At 43.9% G+C, this 19,066-nt stretch carries 16 protein-coding genes; 14 read left to right on the top strand and 2 right to left on the bottom strand.

Annotated features, from left to right (window positions below; all coding sequences use genetic code 11):
- The first annotated feature begins 12 nt into the window (after window positions 1-12).
- Both DMO16_RS23695 and DMO16_RS23700 read left to right on the top strand, forming a co-directional pair.
- On the top strand, window positions 13-1,077 hold the full coding sequence (locus DMO16_RS23695) for a M42 family metallopeptidase (protein WP_129480239.1): 1,065 nt from the start codon (window positions 13-15) through the stop codon (window positions 1,075-1,077).
- Between the two features lie 18 nt (window positions 1,078-1,095).
- Window positions 1,096-1,590 (top strand): DUF84 family protein, encoded by a 495-nt coding sequence (locus tag DMO16_RS23700; RefSeq protein ID WP_129480240.1) that lies wholly within the window; start codon window positions 1,096-1,098, stop codon window positions 1,588-1,590.
- A gap of 60 nt (window positions 1,591-1,650) precedes the next feature.
- Here the strand turns inward: DMO16_RS23700 and DMO16_RS23705 are convergent, their stop codons facing one another.
- Window positions 1,651-3,708 carry a methyl-accepting chemotaxis protein gene (locus DMO16_RS23705; protein WP_129480241.1) on the bottom strand — a complete coding sequence of 686 codons (2,058 nt, stop codon included), beginning with the start codon at window positions 3,706-3,708 and terminating at the stop codon, window positions 1,651-1,653.
- 151 nt (window positions 3,709-3,859) lie between these two features.
- Between DMO16_RS23705 and DMO16_RS23710 the strand changes: the two genes are divergently transcribed.
- The 7 genes from DMO16_RS23710 (at window position 3,860) to murC (ending at window position 12,682) form a co-directional block, all read left to right on the top strand.
- Entirely contained in the window at window positions 3,860-4,873 is a 1,014-nt protein-coding gene (locus DMO16_RS23710; protein WP_425590052.1) for a PTS transporter subunit IIC, read from the top strand.
- A 15-nt stretch (window positions 4,874-4,888) separates the two neighbouring features.
- Window positions 4,889-5,218, top strand: coding sequence for a thioredoxin family protein (locus DMO16_RS23715; protein ID WP_061972455.1), 330 nt, complete (start codon window positions 4,889-4,891; stop codon window positions 5,216-5,218).
- 68 nt (window positions 5,219-5,286) lie between these two features.
- Complete coding sequence (gene queF, locus DMO16_RS23720; RefSeq protein ID WP_061972456.1) at window positions 5,287-5,703, top strand: preQ(1) synthase; 417 nt, start codon at window positions 5,287-5,289, stop codon at window positions 5,701-5,703.
- Between the two features lie 57 nt (window positions 5,704-5,760).
- The gene (locus DMO16_RS23725) at window positions 5,761-6,564 is read left to right on the top strand and encodes a DUF1444 domain-containing protein (RefSeq protein WP_129480243.1); all 804 of its coding nucleotides are present in this window, start codon (window positions 5,761-5,763) and stop codon (window positions 6,562-6,564) included.
- Window positions 6,565-6,861: 297 nt separating this feature from the next.
- On the top strand, window positions 6,862-9,687 hold the full coding sequence (locus DMO16_RS23730) for a DNA translocase FtsK (protein WP_241840643.1): 2,826 nt from the start codon (window positions 6,862-6,864) through the stop codon (window positions 9,685-9,687).
- Between the two features lie 372 nt (window positions 9,688-10,059).
- Entirely contained in the window at window positions 10,060-11,157 is a 1,098-nt protein-coding gene (locus tag DMO16_RS23735) for a nicotinate phosphoribosyltransferase (protein ID WP_129480245.1), read from the top strand.
- A 196-nt stretch (window positions 11,158-11,353) separates the two neighbouring features.
- On the top strand, window positions 11,354-12,682 hold the full coding sequence (murC, locus tag DMO16_RS23740; RefSeq protein ID WP_061972460.1) for a UDP-N-acetylmuramate--L-alanine ligase: 1,329 nt from the start codon (window positions 11,354-11,356) through the stop codon (window positions 12,680-12,682).
- Window positions 12,683-12,768: 86 nt separating this feature from the next.
- Here the strand turns inward: murC and DMO16_RS23745 are convergent, their stop codons facing one another.
- Window positions 12,769-13,881 (bottom strand): aminopeptidase, encoded by a 1,113-nt coding sequence (locus DMO16_RS23745; protein WP_061972461.1) that lies wholly within the window; start codon window positions 13,879-13,881, stop codon window positions 12,769-12,771.
- A 191-nt stretch (window positions 13,882-14,072) separates the two neighbouring features.
- Between DMO16_RS23745 and DMO16_RS23750 the strand changes: the two genes are divergently transcribed.
- The 5 genes from DMO16_RS23750 to DMO16_RS23770 all read left to right on the top strand — a co-directional run bounded on the left by DMO16_RS23750 (window position 14,073) and on the right by DMO16_RS23770 (window position 18,958).
- A complete protein-coding gene (locus DMO16_RS23750) occupies window positions 14,073-14,531 on the top strand; it encodes a DUF948 domain-containing protein (RefSeq protein WP_061972462.1) in 459 nt (152 codons plus the stop codon).
- A gap of 14 nt (window positions 14,532-14,545) precedes the next feature.
- Window positions 14,546-14,977, top strand: a complete 432-nt coding sequence (locus tag DMO16_RS23755; RefSeq protein ID WP_129480246.1) for a YtxH domain-containing protein — start codon at window positions 14,546-14,548, stop codon at window positions 14,975-14,977.
- 87 nt (window positions 14,978-15,064) lie between these two features.
- Window positions 15,065-15,391 carry a bacillithiol system redox-active protein YtxJ gene (gene ytxJ, locus DMO16_RS23760; RefSeq protein ID WP_061972464.1) on the top strand — a complete coding sequence of 109 codons (327 nt, stop codon included), beginning with the start codon at window positions 15,065-15,067 and terminating at the stop codon, window positions 15,389-15,391.
- A 296-nt stretch (window positions 15,392-15,687) separates the two neighbouring features.
- The gene (locus DMO16_RS23765; RefSeq protein WP_129480247.1) at window positions 15,688-16,749 is read left to right on the top strand and encodes a bifunctional 3-deoxy-7-phosphoheptulonate synthase/chorismate mutase; all 1,062 of its coding nucleotides are present in this window, start codon (window positions 15,688-15,690) and stop codon (window positions 16,747-16,749) included.
- A gap of 292 nt (window positions 16,750-17,041) precedes the next feature.
- Window positions 17,042-18,958 (top strand): LTA synthase family protein, encoded by a 1,917-nt coding sequence (locus DMO16_RS23770; protein WP_240482344.1) that lies wholly within the window; start codon window positions 17,042-17,044, stop codon window positions 18,956-18,958.
- Window positions 18,959-19,066 lie beyond the last annotated feature (108 nt).

Consider the following 19,066-nt stretch of genomic DNA (forward strand, 5'->3'; position numbering starts at 1 on the left):
AAAGGAGAACCAATGAATACTGATACATTGCAGTTGTTTAAAACATTAACAGAGCTTCCCGGTGCACCGGGATTTGAGCATGACGTCCGTAAATTTGTACGAAAAGAAATTGAGCCGTTTAGTGATGAAATCATCCAGGACGGAATGGGCAGCATTTTTGGAGTCAGACATGGAGAAGGTCCAAAAGTGATGGTTGCCGGCCACATGGATGAGGTTGGATTTATGGTGACCCGTATTACCCGGAATGGCATGATTCATTTTGAAACACTTGGCGGCTGGTGGAGTCAGGTCTTGCTTGCCCAAAGAGTTCAGATTATTACAGATCACGGTCCGGTGATTGGTGTTATCGGTTCAGTTCCGCCGCATCTTTTAGGTGAAGATCAACGAAAGCGGCCAATGGACATCAAGCATATGTATATTGATATCGGAGCTGACAGCAGACAGGATGCAGAGAAGTTCGGCATTCGTCCGGGACAGCAAATTGTTCCGATTTGTCCGTTTACCCCGATGGCGAATCCCAAAAAGATTATGGCAAAAGCATGGGATAACCGGTATGGTGTTGGACTGGCCATTGAGCTTCTAAAGGAATTAAAAGATGTGAAGCTGCCAAACCAGCTTTATTCTGGAGCAACGGTTCAGGAAGAAGCTGGCTTGAGAGGTTCAAAAACGGCGGCCAATTTGATTGAACCCGATATTTTTTATGCCCTGGATGCAAGCCCGGCTAACGACATGACGGGAAATGAAAATGAATTTGGACATCTTGGGAAAGGGACGTTGCTTCGGATTCTGGACCGCACGATGATTACGAATAAAAATCTGCGCGAATTTATTCTGGATACCGCCGAAACAAACAACATTCCTTATCAATATTTTGTTTCTCCGGGCGGCACGGACGCGGGCAGTGTTCATCTTTCAGGAAAAGGCGTTCCATCTGCTGTTGTGGGCATCTGTTCCCGTTATATTCACACTCATGCTTCCATTGTTCATGTGGATGACTATGCCGCGGCTAAAGAACTGCTGATCCAGCTTGTTAAAACGACAGACCAATCCATGCTGGATAGCATCCTGAACGACTGAGATTTGGTAGGTGATTAAATGAAATATGCAATTGGTTCCGCGAATCCTGCAAAAGTAAAAGCAGTGGAACAAATGATAAAGGAGCCGGTCCAGCCATTGGACGTTCCTTCAGGTGTATCCCCGCAGCCTTTATCTGACGAGGAAACTCGGCTTGGCGCAGTTAATCGTGCAAAAGCGTGTGTAGAAAAAGGAGCGGAGCTTGGATTCGGCCTCGAAGGAGGCGTTACTGATATGGAAGGAACGCTCTATCTTTGCAACTGGGGAGCACTGGCGGATCAGGACGGCCACCTGGTCGTTGCGAGCGGGGCAAAGATTCCTCTGCCCGATGAGATCGCTGCTCCTATCCGAAAGGGAAGTGAACTGGGAGAGGTGATGGCCAGTTTTACATCCGACAAAGATATTCGAAAAAAAGCAGGGGCCATCGGGGTTTTGACAAATGGCGAGCTGGCACGGGATGAGATGTTCATGCACATCGTCAAGCTCCTCTATGGACAATATAAATTTCAAAAGTGATAGAAATGAAAAATGCTCCTTTCGGGGAGCTTTTTTCATTGGGGTTTTTGTTTGGGGATTCTAGGAAGCAGCTCCTTCTGCTTCCATAGATGCTGAGGCTTCAAGCAAGCTGTCTTGGAGAGCGTCAGGCGTCTCGTTTGTACGCTTTGAATGAGTTTCTCCGAGATGAAACTGCTGAACTTCGTTTTGCAGGTTAAGGGCGATTTCCTGAAGTTCATTGGCAGCGTCGTTCACCTCATTAATGGCTTGTTTATGATGGGTGCTTGATTCGCTGACCTGCTCGCTTGTTGCGACGGACTCCTGTGAGATGGCGCTCACTTTATGGAGTTTTTCTGAAAGTCCCACATTGGCCGCTCCCACATGTTGAATCGATTGCTGAATACGGCTGATTTTGCTGTGAACCGCAGTTACATTTGTAACGATTGATTCAAATGCCTCTCGGGTCATGGACACGGATTGCAGCTGTTCATTTCGATATTCTTGAAAACTTGCGGCTTCCTGGGTGAGGTTTTCCATTTGCTTTGCCATCATTTTAACCAGATTCTGAATTTGTTCCGCTTCATTCTTTGAGCGTTCCGCAAGCTTACGGACTTCGGCGGCAACGACGCCAAATCCCCTGCCGGCTTCTCCGGCTCTTGCAGACTCGATGGCCGCATTGAGTGCAAGCAGATCGGTACTTCTCGTAATCTCCTGAATGGTATGAACAATCGGCTGTATCTGTTTTGATTGTTCGCTCGCTTGCTGAATTTGGGCAATAAGGTTGTTTGCGAGAGCAATAAACTTTTCAGAATGATGATTGAGCTGCTGGACCGTTTCCATACCCGATTTTCCATCTTCTTCTGCACGCAATGTATCATCAGCGATTTGTTCGCTGAAAGCAGCTGTTGCCTCGATAGCCTCGGTTACCTCATTCAGCAGCTCGGTGCTTTCGTGTAAATGGTCTGCCTGATTCTGCGCCCCGAGAGATACCTGATGTGCAGCTTCTGAAACTTCTTCAGTCTGAGCCGTTGTCTCTTCGGAAATGGCGGCGAGATGCTGTGATGAAGCTGCCAATTGCTCAGAAGCTTTTTGTACCTCACTGAGCGATCGCTGCATTTTTTCAGCCATTCCGTTAAAGGTTTCAGCCAGAGCACCCATTTCATCATTGGTCGTCACCTTTACACGGTAATCCAGGTTTCCGTTTCCGATAATTGTGGCCCCTTCTTTAAGCAATGAAATGGAACGGACGATCGAACGGGTCAGCCAGACTCCGGCAAAGCTGAGACCGGCAATAATCACAACTGCCATCCCAATCATGAGCCAGGTGAGCAAGGATTTTAATCCTGACTGCTGGTTTGCAAGCTGGGCCCGTTTTTGATCGTTTGATTTTTCGATTGTCATGATGGAAACATCCACCTTGTCGGCGATCGTTTCAAATTCGGCGTTAATTCCCTTGATTTGTTTGGACACGTTTTGAATATTACCTGCAGATGATGTATATTTCAGCAGTTTGGTTTTGAAGTCGTCTTTTTCCTTCTGGGAAAGGGAAGTCTGGTCAAGCTGATTTTCGAAGGATTGGGCGGCCTCCTCAAATTTGGTGATATTTTGGTCATTCAATTCTAAATAGAATTCTTTTTCATATGTGCTCATGATCAAGAAGCGGTTGTACAGCTTTTCATCCTTTAAATTTTTCACTCTTTTTTCAAAGTCCGCTGATGTATCGGACATCAATTTTTTTAGTTCCATAATTTGTACGGTCATCGCTGAAGTAGAAGTAAACGCTGTTTTGTATTGACCGATTTTATCAAGAATACTTTTGTATTCGTTTTTTAAGGAAGAATTGTTGGCTTTCTTCGAATAGTTTTTTACTTTCTTTTGCAATGTAAGAACAGAAGAATCAATTTCGCTGGCTTTTTCTGTAGAAGGCGTTCTTAAATATTCTTGCTCCTTCTTTCGGATGGCTGATAATTCGCTGTAAATTTCCTTGCTTTGGATGCTGTTTTGCTGCAGCTGGTCTTTTTCTGCATCCATTTTTCCGTTCAGCCAAATATAGGCTGCCATAAAGATGGTCATGACAAGCAATCCGCACAAACTGATCAATAACATGGTTCTGACTCTGTTTCGAATGGACATATTCATTTTGCTCCCCTCCAATTTTAATATCGGAAGAATCTTCTTTTTGTTTATATCTGAAATTTTAAGCAATTTTTTATAGTGTCTTTACAGATGTTAATCCTCCTGTATAATAAATAGGTTACAATGTGCATTCTACATACGATGATAAAGGAGAATGGGTGTGGTTCAATTTTTGGCAAGAAAGGGAGTAATATTATCCCCGAAAGTATATTTCATTACAGGGTTCAGCTATTTTGCGCTTGGATTAATGTCCTCGTTGGTGATCGGACTTATTTTAAAAACGATTGGAGAACAGGCGGGATGGCCGTTTTTTATTAAAATGGGGACAATAGCCATGAGCATGCTTGGACCGGCTATTGGGGCAGCTGTCGCCTATGGGCTTGAAGCACCTCCGCTCGTGTTGTTTGCGACCGTAGCTGCAGGTGCGGCAGGGGCTGAGCTTGGAAGTGTGGCTGGCAGTTTTGTGGCGTCCCTTGTAGCGATAGAAGCAGGAAAGCTTGTTTCAAAGGAAACAAAAGTGGATATTCTCGTTACACCTGCAGTCACTGTTTTTGCGGGCTTTACGGTCGCCTATTTTGCGGGGCCGGGGATCGACCAGTTTATGAAAGGATTTGGCCATCTCATAATGTGGGCCACCGACCAGCGTCCTTTGGTCATGAGCATTCTTGTTGCAGTTTTGCTTGGGCTTGCTTTGACTGGCCCGATCTCAAGTGCGGCCATTGGTATCATGCTCGGCCTTGAAGGGACAGCAGCGGGTGCAGCGACCATCGGGTGTGCGGCACAGATGATCGGGTTTGCCACAATCAGCTTCAGGGAAAACGGTTTTGGTGGTTGGATTACGCAGGGGATCGGAACTTCAAAGCTTCAGTTTCCTAACGTGGTTCGAAATCCGAGAATCATTATCCCGCCAACGGTTGCCGGCATGATCCTGGCGCCGATTGGGACTCTCGTTTTCCAGATGGTGAACATACCGGCAGGCGCAGGAATGGGGACCAGCGGCTTGGTCGGACAAATCATGACGTTTCGAACGATGGGCTTTGGCTGGGATGTTTTTTTGTATATCGTGCTGCTGCATATTGCTGGACCAATTGTGATCAGTCTGGTACTTTCAGAATGGATGAGAAAAAAAGGTTATATCGCCTTTGGTGATATGAAAATAAATCAATAAGAGGAGCGAATCTTGATGAAAACTGTACAAACGATTGAAGAGTTTAAAGAGACCACAGGAACAGGAAAAACCCTCGCTGTTTTTTCAGCGGACTGGTGTCCTGACTGTGTGTTTATCAAACCATTTCTTCCGGAGCTGGAGCAGGAATTCAACGAGTTTACATTTGTGTATGTGGACAGGGATCAGTTGATCGAATTGTGCCAGGAACTTGATATTTTCGGGATTCCGAGCTTTGTCGCCTTTCAAGACGGAAAAGAGATTGGACGGTATGTTGACAAAGACCGTAAAACGAAGGAACAAATTTCATCGTTTATAAATAATTTGCCTGTTCATGCCAATGAATAGTAGAAGTATGTTAAACTCAAAATAGTACGTGAATACGTCGAGCATCATATTAAGAAAGGGCGTTAGCAATGGCAAAGGTAGAAGTAAATCATCAGAAATACGAAGGAATTCGTTTTGATATAGAAGATGAAAGTGTTATTTTGGTAGACATTCTTGAAACCATTCCTTACGAGTATGTCGGCAAGGATACAATGGTTACCATCCCTACAACAGAATTCACCTCTGTTTGCCCATGGTCAGGTCTTCCTGATTTCGCGGATATTATCATCAGCTATATTCCAAACGAGGACCTAGTGGAAATGAAGTCGTTAAAATATTATTTAACCTCTTACCGCAACGTAGGCATTTATCAGGAACATGCAACCAACAAAATTAAGGAAGATCTCGTTAATCTTCTTAAACCGAAGTACCTTAAAATTGTCGCAACCTGGAATGCTCGCGGAGGGTTGGGTACAGAAGTGGTTGTAGAATACAAACAAGACTAATAAAAAAACCTCCGTCCAGGAGGTTTTTTATGCTTTTATTAATGGAGGGATTTTCGCATGAGTACAAGTCTGAAGCTGAAAAAGGCGCTCGAGGACCGGCTGAAACGTCCGGAATGGGATCTATCCTATGACCGGGAAAATGAACAGCTTAGAATTGAACACAAGGACATTGGAAAGGGAATGACCCTTTCTCTTTCAGGATTAACAGTGGAATGGGAAAAAAAGAAGGATGCGTTTTTGGATGAACTTGTTTACCATGTCGAAGAAACACTGAAAGCCATTGAAGAAACTCCTGCCAATAAAGCGGAGAATCAAATCTTCCCAGTCATCCGCTCCACTTCTTTTCCAAAGGAATCACCCGAGGGAGACGCGCTGATTAACGAGGAGCATACGGCAGAAACGGCGGTCTTTTATGCGCTGGATCTGGGAAATACTTATCGGTTAATCAGTGAAAAGATGCTGGAAGAAATGAATATGACGAGGGAGCAACTGAAGGAAGTGGCCCGCTTTAATGTGAGATCACTGGACACCTCGATGAAAAAAGATGAGGTCGCTGGCAACACCTTTTACTTTATCAATCACAATGACGGGTATGATGCGAGCAGAATATTGAATGCCTCTCTGCTGGATCGAATGGTACAGGAAGCATCCGGTACACTCGCAGTTGCCATTCCGCATCAGGATGTCCTTATTCTGGCGGATATCCGCAATAACCAGGGCTATGATATTTTGGCTCAGATGGCGATGCAATTTTTCATGAACGGCCGTGTTCCTGTAACTGCATTACCTTTTTTATATGAAAAAGGAGAGCTTGAACCCATTTTTATTCTGGCGAAAAACAAGCCGGTGGACGAATCATAAAAAAATCATGAAATTGTTGGTAAAAATGTGGCGAAAAAAGTCATAAAAGCCATCGATGGACCGAATTTTTATGATAGGGCATGTCCGTACCATTCCCTTTGTGAAGTTTGCCGATGAAGCTGTTTGGATATCAGAAATGAGCTTGTGTTTTCATAACCGCTAGAGCAATCTAGTGGTTTTTATATTTTTTACTTTCGATGGCAAATTTTTCTTAAAGTATGGCCCGAATTCCGCTACAATATAAAGACAGACCCAGAGAAAAAGAAGGTGAAGGCAATGTCGTGGTTTAAAAAATTGATGAATTTAATGTTTGATGATGAACCTTCTGAGACAGAAGAAACAATAGATCCAGCCCTACATAAAAATGAGAAAACAGAACCCGTAAAAGGACGTACAGTCGGCCGGTTTCAGAACCATCAAAACAGCTCTGCAGCCAGAATGGTAAGCCGTTATCCGGTAGAAGGGAAATTTCGATTCCCGTTGATTGATGATCAAGAAGAGATTGGAAGACATACCCCGGCAAGAAAACAAAGCTATGCGAAAAAACAAACAGGTAGAGAAGGACAAGAGACAGCGAGATACACACGGGAGCGTCAGAAAGAAAACCTGTCCAAGGAAGAGCCAGCAAAGCCACCTCTTAAAGAAGAGAAAACACAACCCTTTAAGCCATCCGAAATCCCATCACCCATTTATGGGTTTGGCAGCCGAAATGGAACCAATCAAGTTGGATCTGGACAAGCTGGTGAAAACCGGTATAGCGAACAAGATTCTAACAGCAAGTTTCGGCCTTCGGAAATTCCATCTCCTGTTTATGGATTTGGCGGCCGTGACAAAAGTGGGCAAAGTCCTTCGAAGAAAACGGAGGAACGTCCAAAGGGAGGCTTCATGCCTTCCCAGGTCCCATCACCGATTTATGGTTATCGTGAACGGAAACCAGATACGATTGTCAATCCGGGATTATGGAAGCTATCCGAAATTCAGAAAAAAAAGATGCCGGATCCGGCCTTGATGGAAGAACTGCTAAAAGAACCCGTATCAGGCAAAGAACCCGTCATTCTGAGTGAAGAAGAAGGCAGAAACCTTCCTGTAGTGCAAGAAAAAATGGAAGATCCCATTGAGGAACCTATTCCTCAGATGCAAATGAAGAAGGAGCCTGTGCTTCTCATTGATGAATTCAGAAAAGAAACCATTGAGCCGGCACAAGCAGAATTGCTGCCAGAACCACAGCTGGAACTGCCTGCTGAACCATCTGAAGCACGCGGGAATGAGCTTCATGTTGCTCAACTCCCCGGTGATGAAGTGATTTTTGAGTTGCCGCCTGAAAGGATGGACCTTAAAGAACCTGAAGACGAACAAATCGAACAAGTACAAGTTGTTGCAGAAGTTGAAGAGCCAACAGCTTTGGAGCCTGAAGAAGAGGAAGCATCTGCGGTTAAGAATCGTACCGTGACCGATCAGGAAGATGCAAACTTAATAGCAGAACCTGCTTTGCCAGAACCGTCATTAAAAGAAGAAGTTGTTACCCGCCGGGAGCCTGAGAAAAAACCAGGAGGCTCTTACATTCCTTTTAATGTGCTGATGCTCAAAAAAGACCGGAAAAGTACTGCCAATCATACGGGTGACAAAAAGACGCCATCTCCTGTTGAAACAAAAGCAACAGTAAACGAGGTTGCTCCGATTACGGCAGAGGAAGCTGATCTTTCTTTTCCGCCGCTCGAGTTACTTCAGAATCCCCCGGTACAGGAGGAGGATGATAGTCTTTGGATGGAAGAACAAAGAGATCTGCTCCAGCTGACACTCGATAACTTTAATGTTAATGCCAAAGTAGTCAACATGACAAAAGGGCCGTCGGTTACCCGTCTCGAAGTACAACCGGCACCTGGAGTAAAAGTGAATAAGATAACCAATTTAAGCGACGATATTAAGCTGAGTTTATCAGCAAAGGATATACGAATCGAAGCACCCATCCCGGGGAAAAACACAATCGGCATTGAAGTGCCCAACCTATACAGCCAGCCTGTTTTCTTACGGGAGATTCTTCAGACCGAGGAATTCCGCAACAGCAGTTCACCACTTACCGTTGCGCTGGGATTGGATTTATCCGGTGATCCGATTGTGACCGATCTGCAAAAAATGCCTCATGGGTTGATCGCAGGAGCCACAGGCTCCGGAAAAAGTGTATGTATCAATTCCATTTTGATTTCATTGATGTACAAAGCATCTCCGGAAGATGTACGCCTGCTTCTTGTTGATCCGAAAATGGTGGAATTGGCTCCGTACAATGCCATTCCTCATTTGGTTACACCGGTCATTACCGATCCAAAGGAAGCGACTACGGCTTTGAAATGGACAGTCGAGGAAATGGAGCGAAGGTATGAAGCCTTTGCAAGACATGGCGTGCGTGACATTAAGCGGTTTAACGACAAAATGAAACGCGAACAGCTGTATGCCAACAAAATGCCATATATCGTTGTGGTCATCGATGAACTTGCAGACCTGATGATGGTATCGCCGCAGGACGTGGAAGAAGCCATTTGCCGGATTGCCCAAAAAGCTAGAGCATGTGGCATTCATTTGCTGGTGGCAACCCAGCGGCCTTCCGTGGACGTTATTACCGGTCTGATTAAAGCAAACATCCCGACAAGGACAGCCTTTGCTGTTTCTTCTGCGGTCGATTCCCGTACGATTATCGACATGAGCGGTGCGGAGCGCCTGCTCGGCAGAGGCGATATGCTGTTTCTTGAAAATGGATCAAGCAAGGCGGTCCGTATTCAGGGGAATTTTGTATCGGATGATGAGATCGAACGGGTTACTGCGTTTGTCAAAGAGCAGCATTCAACCAATTACTTATTCAGCAGAGAAGAATTGATCCAGTCCAATCAAACGGTTGAACAAGAAGATGATCTGTTTGAAGAAGCCTGCTATTACGTACTCGATATGGGCGCTGCATCTTCCTCAAGCATCCAACGACGTTTCAGGGTTGGTTACAACCGAGCTGCGCGTCTTGTAGAAATGATGGAGGCATTCGGCCTTGTTTCCGAAGCCATGGGCTCAAAGCCCCGTACAGTTCTCATGACCAATGAAGAATTTCAAAGCAAGCTTTACAGTGAAGCAGAAGTATAAAGCAGTTGATTGGAGTGTGACGTGCGAGACTCCTTGAAAATGAACTTCACATTTTCTTCGTGCGATATGTTGCTGCCGAAGCCTTCCTTGTCCGGCAGGAAATGCGGGACAGGTGAGTATGCCGGTAAAAGCGAGCAACCTGAAGACGGAAATCAACCCTCCAAGTAGAATTAGACAGTTCATTGCCTGGCCATGGAGCCAGGCAATGGGTTGTCTTTTTTTTATGCAAAAGATTTTGAAGTGCCCGCTGTTTCACTTTCTCTTGTTTTCTGAAGAGTACTTCTATATGATAGTTAAGGATGAGTCCAAAGGGCCCATTTTAAACGACAGAAAGAAACCATGAATTTCTTGACCAGGTGATGAGGAGTTTATATGAAAGAAATAGAATTAAAGCTGCAGGGTAAAATCAAACGCTTGACCAATCTAACATTCAAATTTGATGAAAGGGCAGGCGATGGCTGGTTTTCAGCTGTTTATTTTCTGAAAACGTGTGAAATCGTAAAAAAATTCAAACCTGACAATATAGTAACCATGCAATTTTTCCAAAAAAACGATGCCGTACTTTGCGGAACAGACGAAGCAATCGCCTTGATCAAGACATTTGCCAAAAACGCAGATGATCTGGAGATTCACTCGTTGAAAGATGGAGATAAAATTTCTCCATTTGAAACCGTCTTTACCATTACTGGCCCTTATCAAAATTTTGGCTTTTTGGAAGGAATGCTTGATGGCATTTTGGCCAGAAGAACATCCGTGGCAACGAATGTTTATAATGTTGTCAAAGCGGCGAGTATTTCCGGTGTCCAAAAGCCGGTCATCTTTATGGGCGACCGGGACGATCACTTCGCCCAGCAGGCAGGGGATGGTTATGCGGCTTATATCGGCGGCTCTACCGCACAGGCTACCCATGCGATGAATGAATGGTGGGGCAAACAGGGGATGGGCACGATGCCGCACGCCTTGCTCCAGATGTTTAATGGAGACATTGTTGAAGCGACGAGGGCGTATCATGAGACGTATCCTGAAGACGAATTAATGGCACTGGTGGACTACAAAAATGACACTATCACCGATGCCCTTAAAGTGGCCAGAGAATTTGGAGATGTTTTAAAAGGAGTCAGAGTGGATACCTCAAGGACGATGGTTGACCAATACTTCTTCCGTAATCCAGAGGTGCTCGGCAGCTTCGACCCCCGTGGTGCGAATCCTGAGCTTATTTTTGCGCTGCGTAAAGCTCTCGACCAGGAAGGGTTTGGGCATGTGAAAATCGTCGTCAGCGGCGGTTTTACCGAGGAGCGGATCACCGATTATGAAAAACGCGGTGTACCTGTTGATATTTATGGAGTAGGCAGCAATCTTCTTAAAATTAACATCGGGTTTACCGGAGACAATGTAATGATGAACGGAGATCATCAAGCCAAAGCGGGACGGGTCTACAGACCAAATGCACGTCTCGAAAAAGTAGATTAGTGGTGATTATCCGGAAGTAATCCGGAAGTAATGGAGTTAGACTTCATTTTTTGCTATAATGGAAAAATGAGTCGGTGCAGCTTGCTCGATTATCACTCTATCGCAGCAGGCATATACTAACAGAAAATAGGCCTTGAAAAGTGGGTTGCCTAAAAAGGTGATTCTTGAGAAGGTTTTTGATTGTGGAGGTCTTTATATGACACATTATCACTTTGTGGGAATCAAAGGTACAGGGATGAGTGCCTTGGCACAAATACTTCATGACATGAAGCATGAAGTTCAAGGATCGGATGTTGAAAAGTATTTCTTTACCCAGCAGGCTCTAGACGAGCGCGGGATTACAATACTGCCATTTGATAAGAATAACATTAAACAGGGCCAGACCATCATTGCTGGAAACGCGTTTCCAGATGACAATGAAGAGCTGGTAGCAGCGCGTGAACTTGGCCTGCCGATTTACCGTTATCATCATTTTCTTGGTGACTTTGTGAAGAAGTATACCGGAGTTGCGGTGACAGGTTCTCACGGAAAAACATCAACAACAGGACTGCTTGCCCATGTAATTGGCGGAGCCGAGCCAACTTCGTTCTTGATCGGAGACGGGACCGGACGAGGAGTGGCAGACAGCACGTATTTTGTATTTGAAGCATGCGAATACCGCCGTCACTTCCTTTCTTATGAGCCTGCGTATGGAATTATGACGAATATTGATTTTGATCACCCTGACTATTATAAAGATATTGACGATGTTATCAGCGCATTTCAGCAAATGGCGATGCAGGTTACAAAAGGAATCATCGCATGCGGTGATGATCAATATCTTCAGCAAATCCATGCAAATGTACCTGTCGTATTTTACGGACTTGGAGATCATAATGATTTTCAGGCGTCGAACATTCAACGGGACGAGAACGGGACTACATTTGATGTATTTGTAAGAAATACGTTCTACCACACGTTTACGATCACAGGATACGGAACACACAACATTCTTAATGCTCTGGCCGTTATCGCCCTTTGTCATTACGAAAATGTAGATGTGGACGTTATTGCCGATCGTTTAAAAACGTTTGGCGGAGTTAAACGGCGTTACTCTGAAAAGCCATTCGGAGACCAGGTGCTGATTGATGACTATGCTCATCATCCAACTGAAATCAGTGCAACCATTGAAGCGACCAAATACAAGTATAAAAATCGCGATGTGGTCGCTATTTTTCAGCCCCATACCTTCACAAGGACGAAAACGTTCCTTCATGAATTCGGGGAGAGCTTAAGAAAAGCTGATTATGTTTATTTATGCGATATTTTTGGATCGGCACGTGAAAATGCCGGCAGTCTTTCCATTGAGGACCTGCAGAAACAAATTCCAAATGCAATGCTGTTGAGCGAAGAAGAAGTAGGGATTCTCGAACAGCATAAAGATGGAATTCTTTTGTTCATGGGAGCGGGGGATATTCAAAAATTTCAAAAATCCTATGAAAAGACCGTGGAAGGTCATCAAGGGAAAAGCACACAAATTGGATAGAAGCAAAAAAGGAGGCTCAAAATGAGTCTCCTTTTCAATAAGTCTAAAAGAAAAAAACGCCGGGTGCGAACCGGCGTTTTTGGGTTTTATTTAAGGTTTTCAGGATTAAGCACGTTAAGTTCAGGAAGAACGAAACGACCGTCTTTACGGATAAGAACATCATCAAAATAGATTTCCCCGCCGCCGTAATCCGGCCGCTGAATCATGACCATATCCCAGTGAATGTTGGACTCATTTCCGTTGTAGGCTTCTTCGTACGCCTGTCCTGGTGTAAAGTGGAAGCTTCCGTCAATTTTTTCATCAAACAGAATGTCTTTCATCGGGTGCTGGATATAAGGGTTAACGCCAATCGCAAACTCACCAATATATCGGGACCCTTCATCGGTATCAAAAATTTTGTTGATTCGTTCGGAATCGTTGGCTGTTGCGTTTACAATTTTCCCATTTTCAAATGTCAGGGACACATTTTCAAATGTAAAGCCCTGATAAGGAGATGGTGTGTTATAGGTGATGGTTCCGTTTATGGAATCTCTGACAGGAGCTGTGTATACTTCACCATCCGGGATGTTCGCTTCTCCTGCACATCGTACAGCAGGAATATCTTTAATGGAGAAGGTAAGATCAGTTCCTGGTCCCTTCAAATGGACCTTATCCGTGCGGTTCATCAAATCTTCAAGAGATTTCATGGCTTCATTCATCTTGCTGTAGTCAAGGTTACACACCTGGAAATAGAAATCTTCAAACGCTTCGGTGCTCATGCTGGCAAGCTGTGCCATGGCTGCATTCGGATAACGAAGAACAACCCATTTTGTTTTCTTGATGCGAATTTCACGGTGCATGGCAAGCACCGTTTTTTCATATAATGCCATCTGTTCACTTGGAACATCGGACAATTCATTAATATTGTCGCCTGAACGAAGTCCGATATAGGCATCCATTTGAGCCATCAGGTCACCTTCATGCTTGGCGATGATTTTCATCTGTTCTTCTGAAGCGTTCATGTACTGCTGGCGCATAACGGAATGGTCTTTCAGCAATACGAACGGAAAACCACCGGCTGCATAAGCTTCCTGCACGAGTGCATTCACAAGCTCTTTTTGAAAGCCAAAGTTTTCAATCAGAACTTTTTCTCCTTTTTGAAGATTAACAGAATATGTAATTAAGTTTTTAGCCAATTGCTGGATACGTGGATCTCTCACTGCAATTTCCCCCTTCTATATGGTGAATAAGCCTAACGTATTTATTCTAACGTAATTTAAATAATTTGTAATCTTCTAACCCTTGTCCTTAGCAGGAATTCTGAAAATAATATAGAATATAGCATACATGTTTAGTTTTATTGGCATAGGGTAATTTTAAAAGCATCTAACTCAGGAGGTGTCGTGGAAACATGAACATACTTATACCCATCAGTGTACTCATCATTGCCCTAGCTTTTGTCGTCCTAGTAATCTTCTTGGCACGTACGCTAAAATCACTTACAGTAACGCTTGATAACGTGGCTAAGACTGTAGACGGCCTTGAAACTCAATTGAATGGTGTTACATCAGAGACGGCTCAATTGCTTCACAAAACCAACAAATTGGCAGAAGATGTACAAACGAAAGCTGCTTCATTGAACACTGTGTTCTCAGCAGTGCAGGATCTTGGCAGTTCCATTCATAATGTCAACGAATCTGTACGCAAGGTCACAGAGAAAATCACAACAGGTGCTGAACGGCAGTCAGAAAATATTTCCCAGGCGGTTCAATGGGGAAATGTAGCCATCAACTTGTGGGAAAAGTGGAAAATCAAGAAAGCCGGCGTTGATTCTACGCAGCAAACATCCCAAAGAAGACAATATCAATAAAGGAGGAGTTTAGAATGAGTAACGAAAACAATAATCAAAACATCAACAGTAAAGATTTTATTATTGGAGCTCTAGTTGGCGGAATTGTAGGTGCAGCCTCCGCCCTCCTCATGGCGCCCAAAAGCGGCAAAGAATTGAGAAATGATCTTTCTGATCAAGCAGGTACGATCAGGGACAAAAGCACAGAATGGTCTTCAATGGCAAAAGACAAATCCTCTAATATTGCCCGCACCGTTTCTGAACAGTCCAATCAAGTAGCCGGCAAAGTGAAAGAACTTTCGACCAGCATACGCCGTGATTTGAACAATTGGAGAAACAAAGGACAGGAGGTACTCGATGAGAGCGCTGATGCGTATGGTGAAATTACTACTCAAGTGGAAGAAGAAGCCACACGCCAGCCGGATCCTCTTGCAACGGAAGATGATTTGGTAAAAAATAAGTATTGATTATACAAAATCAGATGAAGATAAACGAAGAAGCATCCTTCTTCGTTTTTTCATGGATTTTATGATTCACCCAGGGAGGAATTACATATGTCACTTGTTAAACTTTCAACTTCAGAGGAATTTAAACAGGCAGTAAGTGAAAATGAAAAATTGTTTTTATTAAAGAACAGCACAACATGCCCAATCAGCCATGCTGCGTTTCAGGAATACCAAAAGTTTGCCGCAGAGCAGGATAACCCCATTTTTTATTTGAACGTTCAGGAAGCCCGTCCGCTGTCTAATGAAATTGCGGAAAATTTTGGGGTGAAGCACGAATCACCTCAAGCCCTTCTTTTTGAAAAAGGTGAGGTGAAGTGGGATGCATCTCATTATTCCATCACCTACTCATCGCTCAGTGAGCAGTTGGGCAAATAATCGCTTTTATAGCTCTTTTCTTAAGCTTTACAATGTTGCTTTTTGAGTAGTTGATTTCCTGTTCCAGTATGCTCGCTTTCACCGGCGTAAACACCTGCTTTCGCAGGGCACCCTGCACTCCAATCAACTAGATCGATGATGAAACTTAAAAGAATCTTCTCTTGGCAACAATCTTTTAGTTAAACCCCGGGGCGACTCGGGTTTTTTTATGGGTGCAGATGGTTTTCAAACGAAGGTCATAGGATTATAATGAAATTGCATGACCCAAATTGTTTACAGAGCAGAGGAGAGATTAGATGAGACAGAATACGTTAGATGAGCTGAGAGACCAGTTGGATGATCTGGATTTGCAGTTGATCGATCTTGTGAATCAACGAGAGATCCTGCTTCAAAAGAATAAGGATTTACGGCCGGAAAGGGCAGATAAGGTGCTTGAACGAATGAATCTCCATTCAAAAGGTGCATTAAGCAAGGAAACTCTGATCGGCTTGTTCAAGCTGCTGGACCAGATTGGACCTGCCGGGAAGCCTGCTAAATTACCCGAACTTCTCGTATCACGAAAAAACAAACCGGAAAATACCGTCGTAACTGTTGCTGGAAAAGAAATTGGCGGTGGACAACCACAATTGGTTGCCGGCCCGTGTGCTGTGGAAAGTGCAGAGCAAGTGGACGCGGCAGCCGGGGCAGTCAAGGCCCGGGGCTTGCATTTTTTGCGGGGCGGAGCGTTTAAACCAAGAACATCGCCATATGATTTTCAGGGGCTCGGTGAAGAAGGCCTGCGGTTATTAAAGCAGGCAGGCAACCGACACGGGCTAGCTGTGATCAGTGAGATTGTGGATCCGCGAGATCTTGAAATGGCTGCCGGCTATCTGGATGTGATTCAGATTGGTGCCAGAAACATGCAAAACTTCGAGCTGCTGAAAGAAGCAGGGAGGACAAGAAAACCGATTTTACTAAAAAGAGGACTTGCCGCTACGATCGATGAGTTTATTCATGCCGCAGAATACATTATGGTCCACGGTAATGATCAAATCATTCTTTGTGAACGCGGTATTCGAACGTATGAAAAAGCAACCAGAAATACGCTTGATATCACCGCCGTGCCTCTTCTAAAGCAAGAAACCCATCTTCCGGTGATGGTGGATGTCACCCATTCAACGGGAAGAAAGGATTTGCTGGTGCCGGCAGCCAAAGCCGCTTTGGCCATCGGAGCAGATGGCGTGATGGCCGAGGTCCATCCTAACCCGAAGCAGGCATTATCGGATGCTTCCCAGCAAATGAACTTTACGGAATTTGAACACTTTGTCAATGAGCTCGAAAAGAGCGGTTTATATAAACATAATAAAGTAATGGTATAAGGATAAAGCCCTCTGTTAAATGGGGGCTTTTCTTTTATATGGATGGCCAAGAATATTTAGGAAAGGTGTTTTGTGCAATTTGGAGGATAATGAAGCATAATAAAGGGATTTAAAGAATGACCTGTATGAGTTGTACACTGGTAGTTACAAAAGAAAATACCTAAAAGAATCACGATAAGAAGTTTTTTACATCCTCATTGAACTCCGTATAATGGGTAGGGTGAACCTGAAACACTGCAAATGGGTCAATTTGTAGCGGGGTCATTTTCTTTTTTTTTGAGGAGGAAAATCAATGATGAATAAACTTGAACAACAAACGAACATACAAAATTCAACTAAACGATCTTTAAGCTTTTTTCTGCTGGCGGTTATCCTTCTTTGGGTAAAATCGTACATCGCCTTCAGGGTTGGATTGAACCTTGATCTTGAGAATGTGATGCAAGAGATCATCCTGGTGATTACACCGCTCAGTTCCGCATTGTTTTTCCTGGGGCTGAGTTTGTTTGCTCCGGCAAAGAGCAGGAACAAAGCGTTGCTTACGATTCATTTTATAATGTCCTTTATTTTATACGCCAATATTGTGTACCACCGGTTCTTTGATGACTTCATTACAATACCGGTCCTGTTTCAATTTAAAAACTTTGGCGATCTCGGCGGAAGTGCACAAAGCCTGATGCATCCGCTTGATATTTTATATTTTTTGGACTTTCTACTGTTATTGACCATTGTATTAACCAAGAAAGTAAAACCTGTGGAAAAATTGAAAAAGAAAACCATTGGTCTTGTTTTTATTTCAGCACTCAGCATCTTTTTGGCGAACCTTGGGATGGCGGAAATTCAGCGTCCCGAGCTGCTGACCCGTACATTTGACCGGGCCATTCTGGTTAAGCTGATGGGTGTTTATAACTATCATGTATATGACGCGGTATTGAACACCAAGTCGTCTACACAGCGTGCATTAGCAGACAGTAATGATTTGGCTGAGGTGAAGAACTATTCGGATTCGCAATACAAAAAACCGGATCCAAAAATGTTTGGGGCGGCCAAAGGTAAAAACGTGATTCTTGTATCCATGGAATCCACCCAGAACTTTTTGATCAACAAGAAAATCAACGGTCAGGAAGTTACACCTTTCTTGAATGACCTGACCAAGAAAAGTTATTACTTTGATAATTTTTATCACAATACTGGACAGGGAAAAACGTCCGATGCGGAGTTTTTGATTGATAACTCGCTGTATGGACTGCCTGGAGGATCTGTATATTCAACGAAAGCGCAAAATAAATTTCATGCCACACCGGAGATCGTGAAACAAAAAGGCTATAACCCGGTTGTGTTCCATGCCAACAACAAAAGTTTCTGGAACCGTGACATGATGTATAACACGCTAGGATATAACAAGTTTTACTCTAAGCCTTACTATAATGTGAACGATGAGAACTCGGTAAACTACGGCCTGAAGGATAAGGAATTTTTCAAGCAGTCCATGCCGATGCTTGAGAATTTGAAACAGCCGTTTTACAGCAAGTTCATCACGCTGACCAACCATCACCCGTTCATCTTGAACAATGAACAGGAGAAGAGCATCCAGCCGGCTGATACCGGAGATCCTACAGTAGATAATTACTTTGTAACTGCGCGCTATCAGGATGAAGCCTTGAAGCAATTCTTCCAGCAGTTGAAAGCTTCAGGACTCTATGACAATTCTGTCATTATCCTGTACGGTGACCACTACGGAATCTCCGAGAACCATAATAAAGCAATGAGCAAAATCCTGGGCAAGGAAGTAACACCATATGAACACCTTAAGCTTCAGGAAACCCCTTTGTTCATCCATGTGCCGGGGCAAAAAGGTAAAGTAATGCATACCATCGGGGGAGAAATTGATTTAAAGCCAACGATTCTGCATCTGCTTGGCATTAAAACGAAAGGTGACATCCAGTTTGGATCTGACCTCTTTTCTCCGGACCGTGACGAATTTACAGTTCAGAGAGATGGCAGTGCCATAACGAAAGACTATGTTTATGCAGGTGAAAAAGAGAAATGCTACAGACAGTCTGATGGGCAGGAGGTAGCGAATAAACTCTGTAAGCCTGCAAAAGAAAAGGCAGCCAAAGATCTAAACCTCTCTGATAAAGTGGTGTATGGTGACTTGCTTCGCTTCTTTAAAGATGGGAAAATTGTTAATCAGCAAGAATCAAACAAATAAGAGAAAGCCGGCTGAAATCAGCCGGCTTTCCTGTTTTGAATGGACTTTTAAGGATTGGAGAAAACTAAACAAAGAAAGTTGGAAAATGTTCACTTTTATACAGTGGAA

Origin of the sequence: Fictibacillus sp. S7, from assembly GCF_004127935.1 — a bacterium.
GTDB classification, from domain to species: Bacteria; Bacillota; Bacilli; order Bacillales; family Fictibacillaceae; genus Fictibacillus_C; species Fictibacillus_C enclensis.

What these genes read in the sequence shown, in the direction of transcription:
- DMO16_RS23695 (WP_129480239.1), top strand. Translation starts at nt 13, where the DNA reads ATGAATACTGATACATTGCAGTTGTTTAAAACATTAACAGAGCTTCCC.
- DMO16_RS23700 (WP_129480240.1), top strand. Translation starts at nt 1,096, where the DNA reads ATGAAATATGCAATTGGTTCCGCGAATCCTGCAAAAGTAAAAGCAGTG.
- DMO16_RS23705 (WP_129480241.1), bottom strand. Translation starts at nt 3,708, where the DNA reads ATGAATATGTCCATTCGAAACAGAGTCAGAACCATGTTATTGATCAGT.
- DMO16_RS23710 (WP_425590052.1), top strand. Translation starts at nt 3,860, where the DNA reads ATGGGTGTGGTTCAATTTTTGGCAAGAAAGGGAGTAATATTATCCCCG.
- DMO16_RS23715 (WP_061972455.1), top strand. Translation starts at nt 4,889, where the DNA reads ATGAAAACTGTACAAACGATTGAAGAGTTTAAAGAGACCACAGGAACA.
- queF (WP_061972456.1), top strand. Translation starts at nt 5,287, where the DNA reads ATGGCAAAGGTAGAAGTAAATCATCAGAAATACGAAGGAATTCGTTTT.
- DMO16_RS23725 (WP_129480243.1), top strand. Translation starts at nt 5,761, where the DNA reads ATGAGTACAAGTCTGAAGCTGAAAAAGGCGCTCGAGGACCGGCTGAAA.
- DMO16_RS23730 (WP_241840643.1), top strand. Translation starts at nt 6,862, where the DNA reads ATGAATTTAATGTTTGATGATGAACCTTCTGAGACAGAAGAAACAATA.
- DMO16_RS23735 (WP_129480245.1), top strand. Translation starts at nt 10,060, where the DNA reads ATGAAAGAAATAGAATTAAAGCTGCAGGGTAAAATCAAACGCTTGACC.
- murC (WP_061972460.1), top strand. Translation starts at nt 11,354, where the DNA reads ATGACACATTATCACTTTGTGGGAATCAAAGGTACAGGGATGAGTGCC.
- DMO16_RS23750 (WP_061972462.1), top strand. Translation starts at nt 14,073, where the DNA reads ATGAACATACTTATACCCATCAGTGTACTCATCATTGCCCTAGCTTTT.
- DMO16_RS23755 (WP_129480246.1), top strand. Translation starts at nt 14,546, where the DNA reads ATGAGTAACGAAAACAATAATCAAAACATCAACAGTAAAGATTTTATT.
- ytxJ (WP_061972464.1), top strand. Translation starts at nt 15,065, where the DNA reads ATGTCACTTGTTAAACTTTCAACTTCAGAGGAATTTAAACAGGCAGTA.
- DMO16_RS23765 (WP_129480247.1), top strand. Translation starts at nt 15,688, where the DNA reads ATGAGACAGAATACGTTAGATGAGCTGAGAGACCAGTTGGATGATCTG.
- DMO16_RS23770 (WP_240482344.1), top strand. Translation starts at nt 17,042, where the DNA reads ATGATGAATAAACTTGAACAACAAACGAACATACAAAATTCAACTAAA.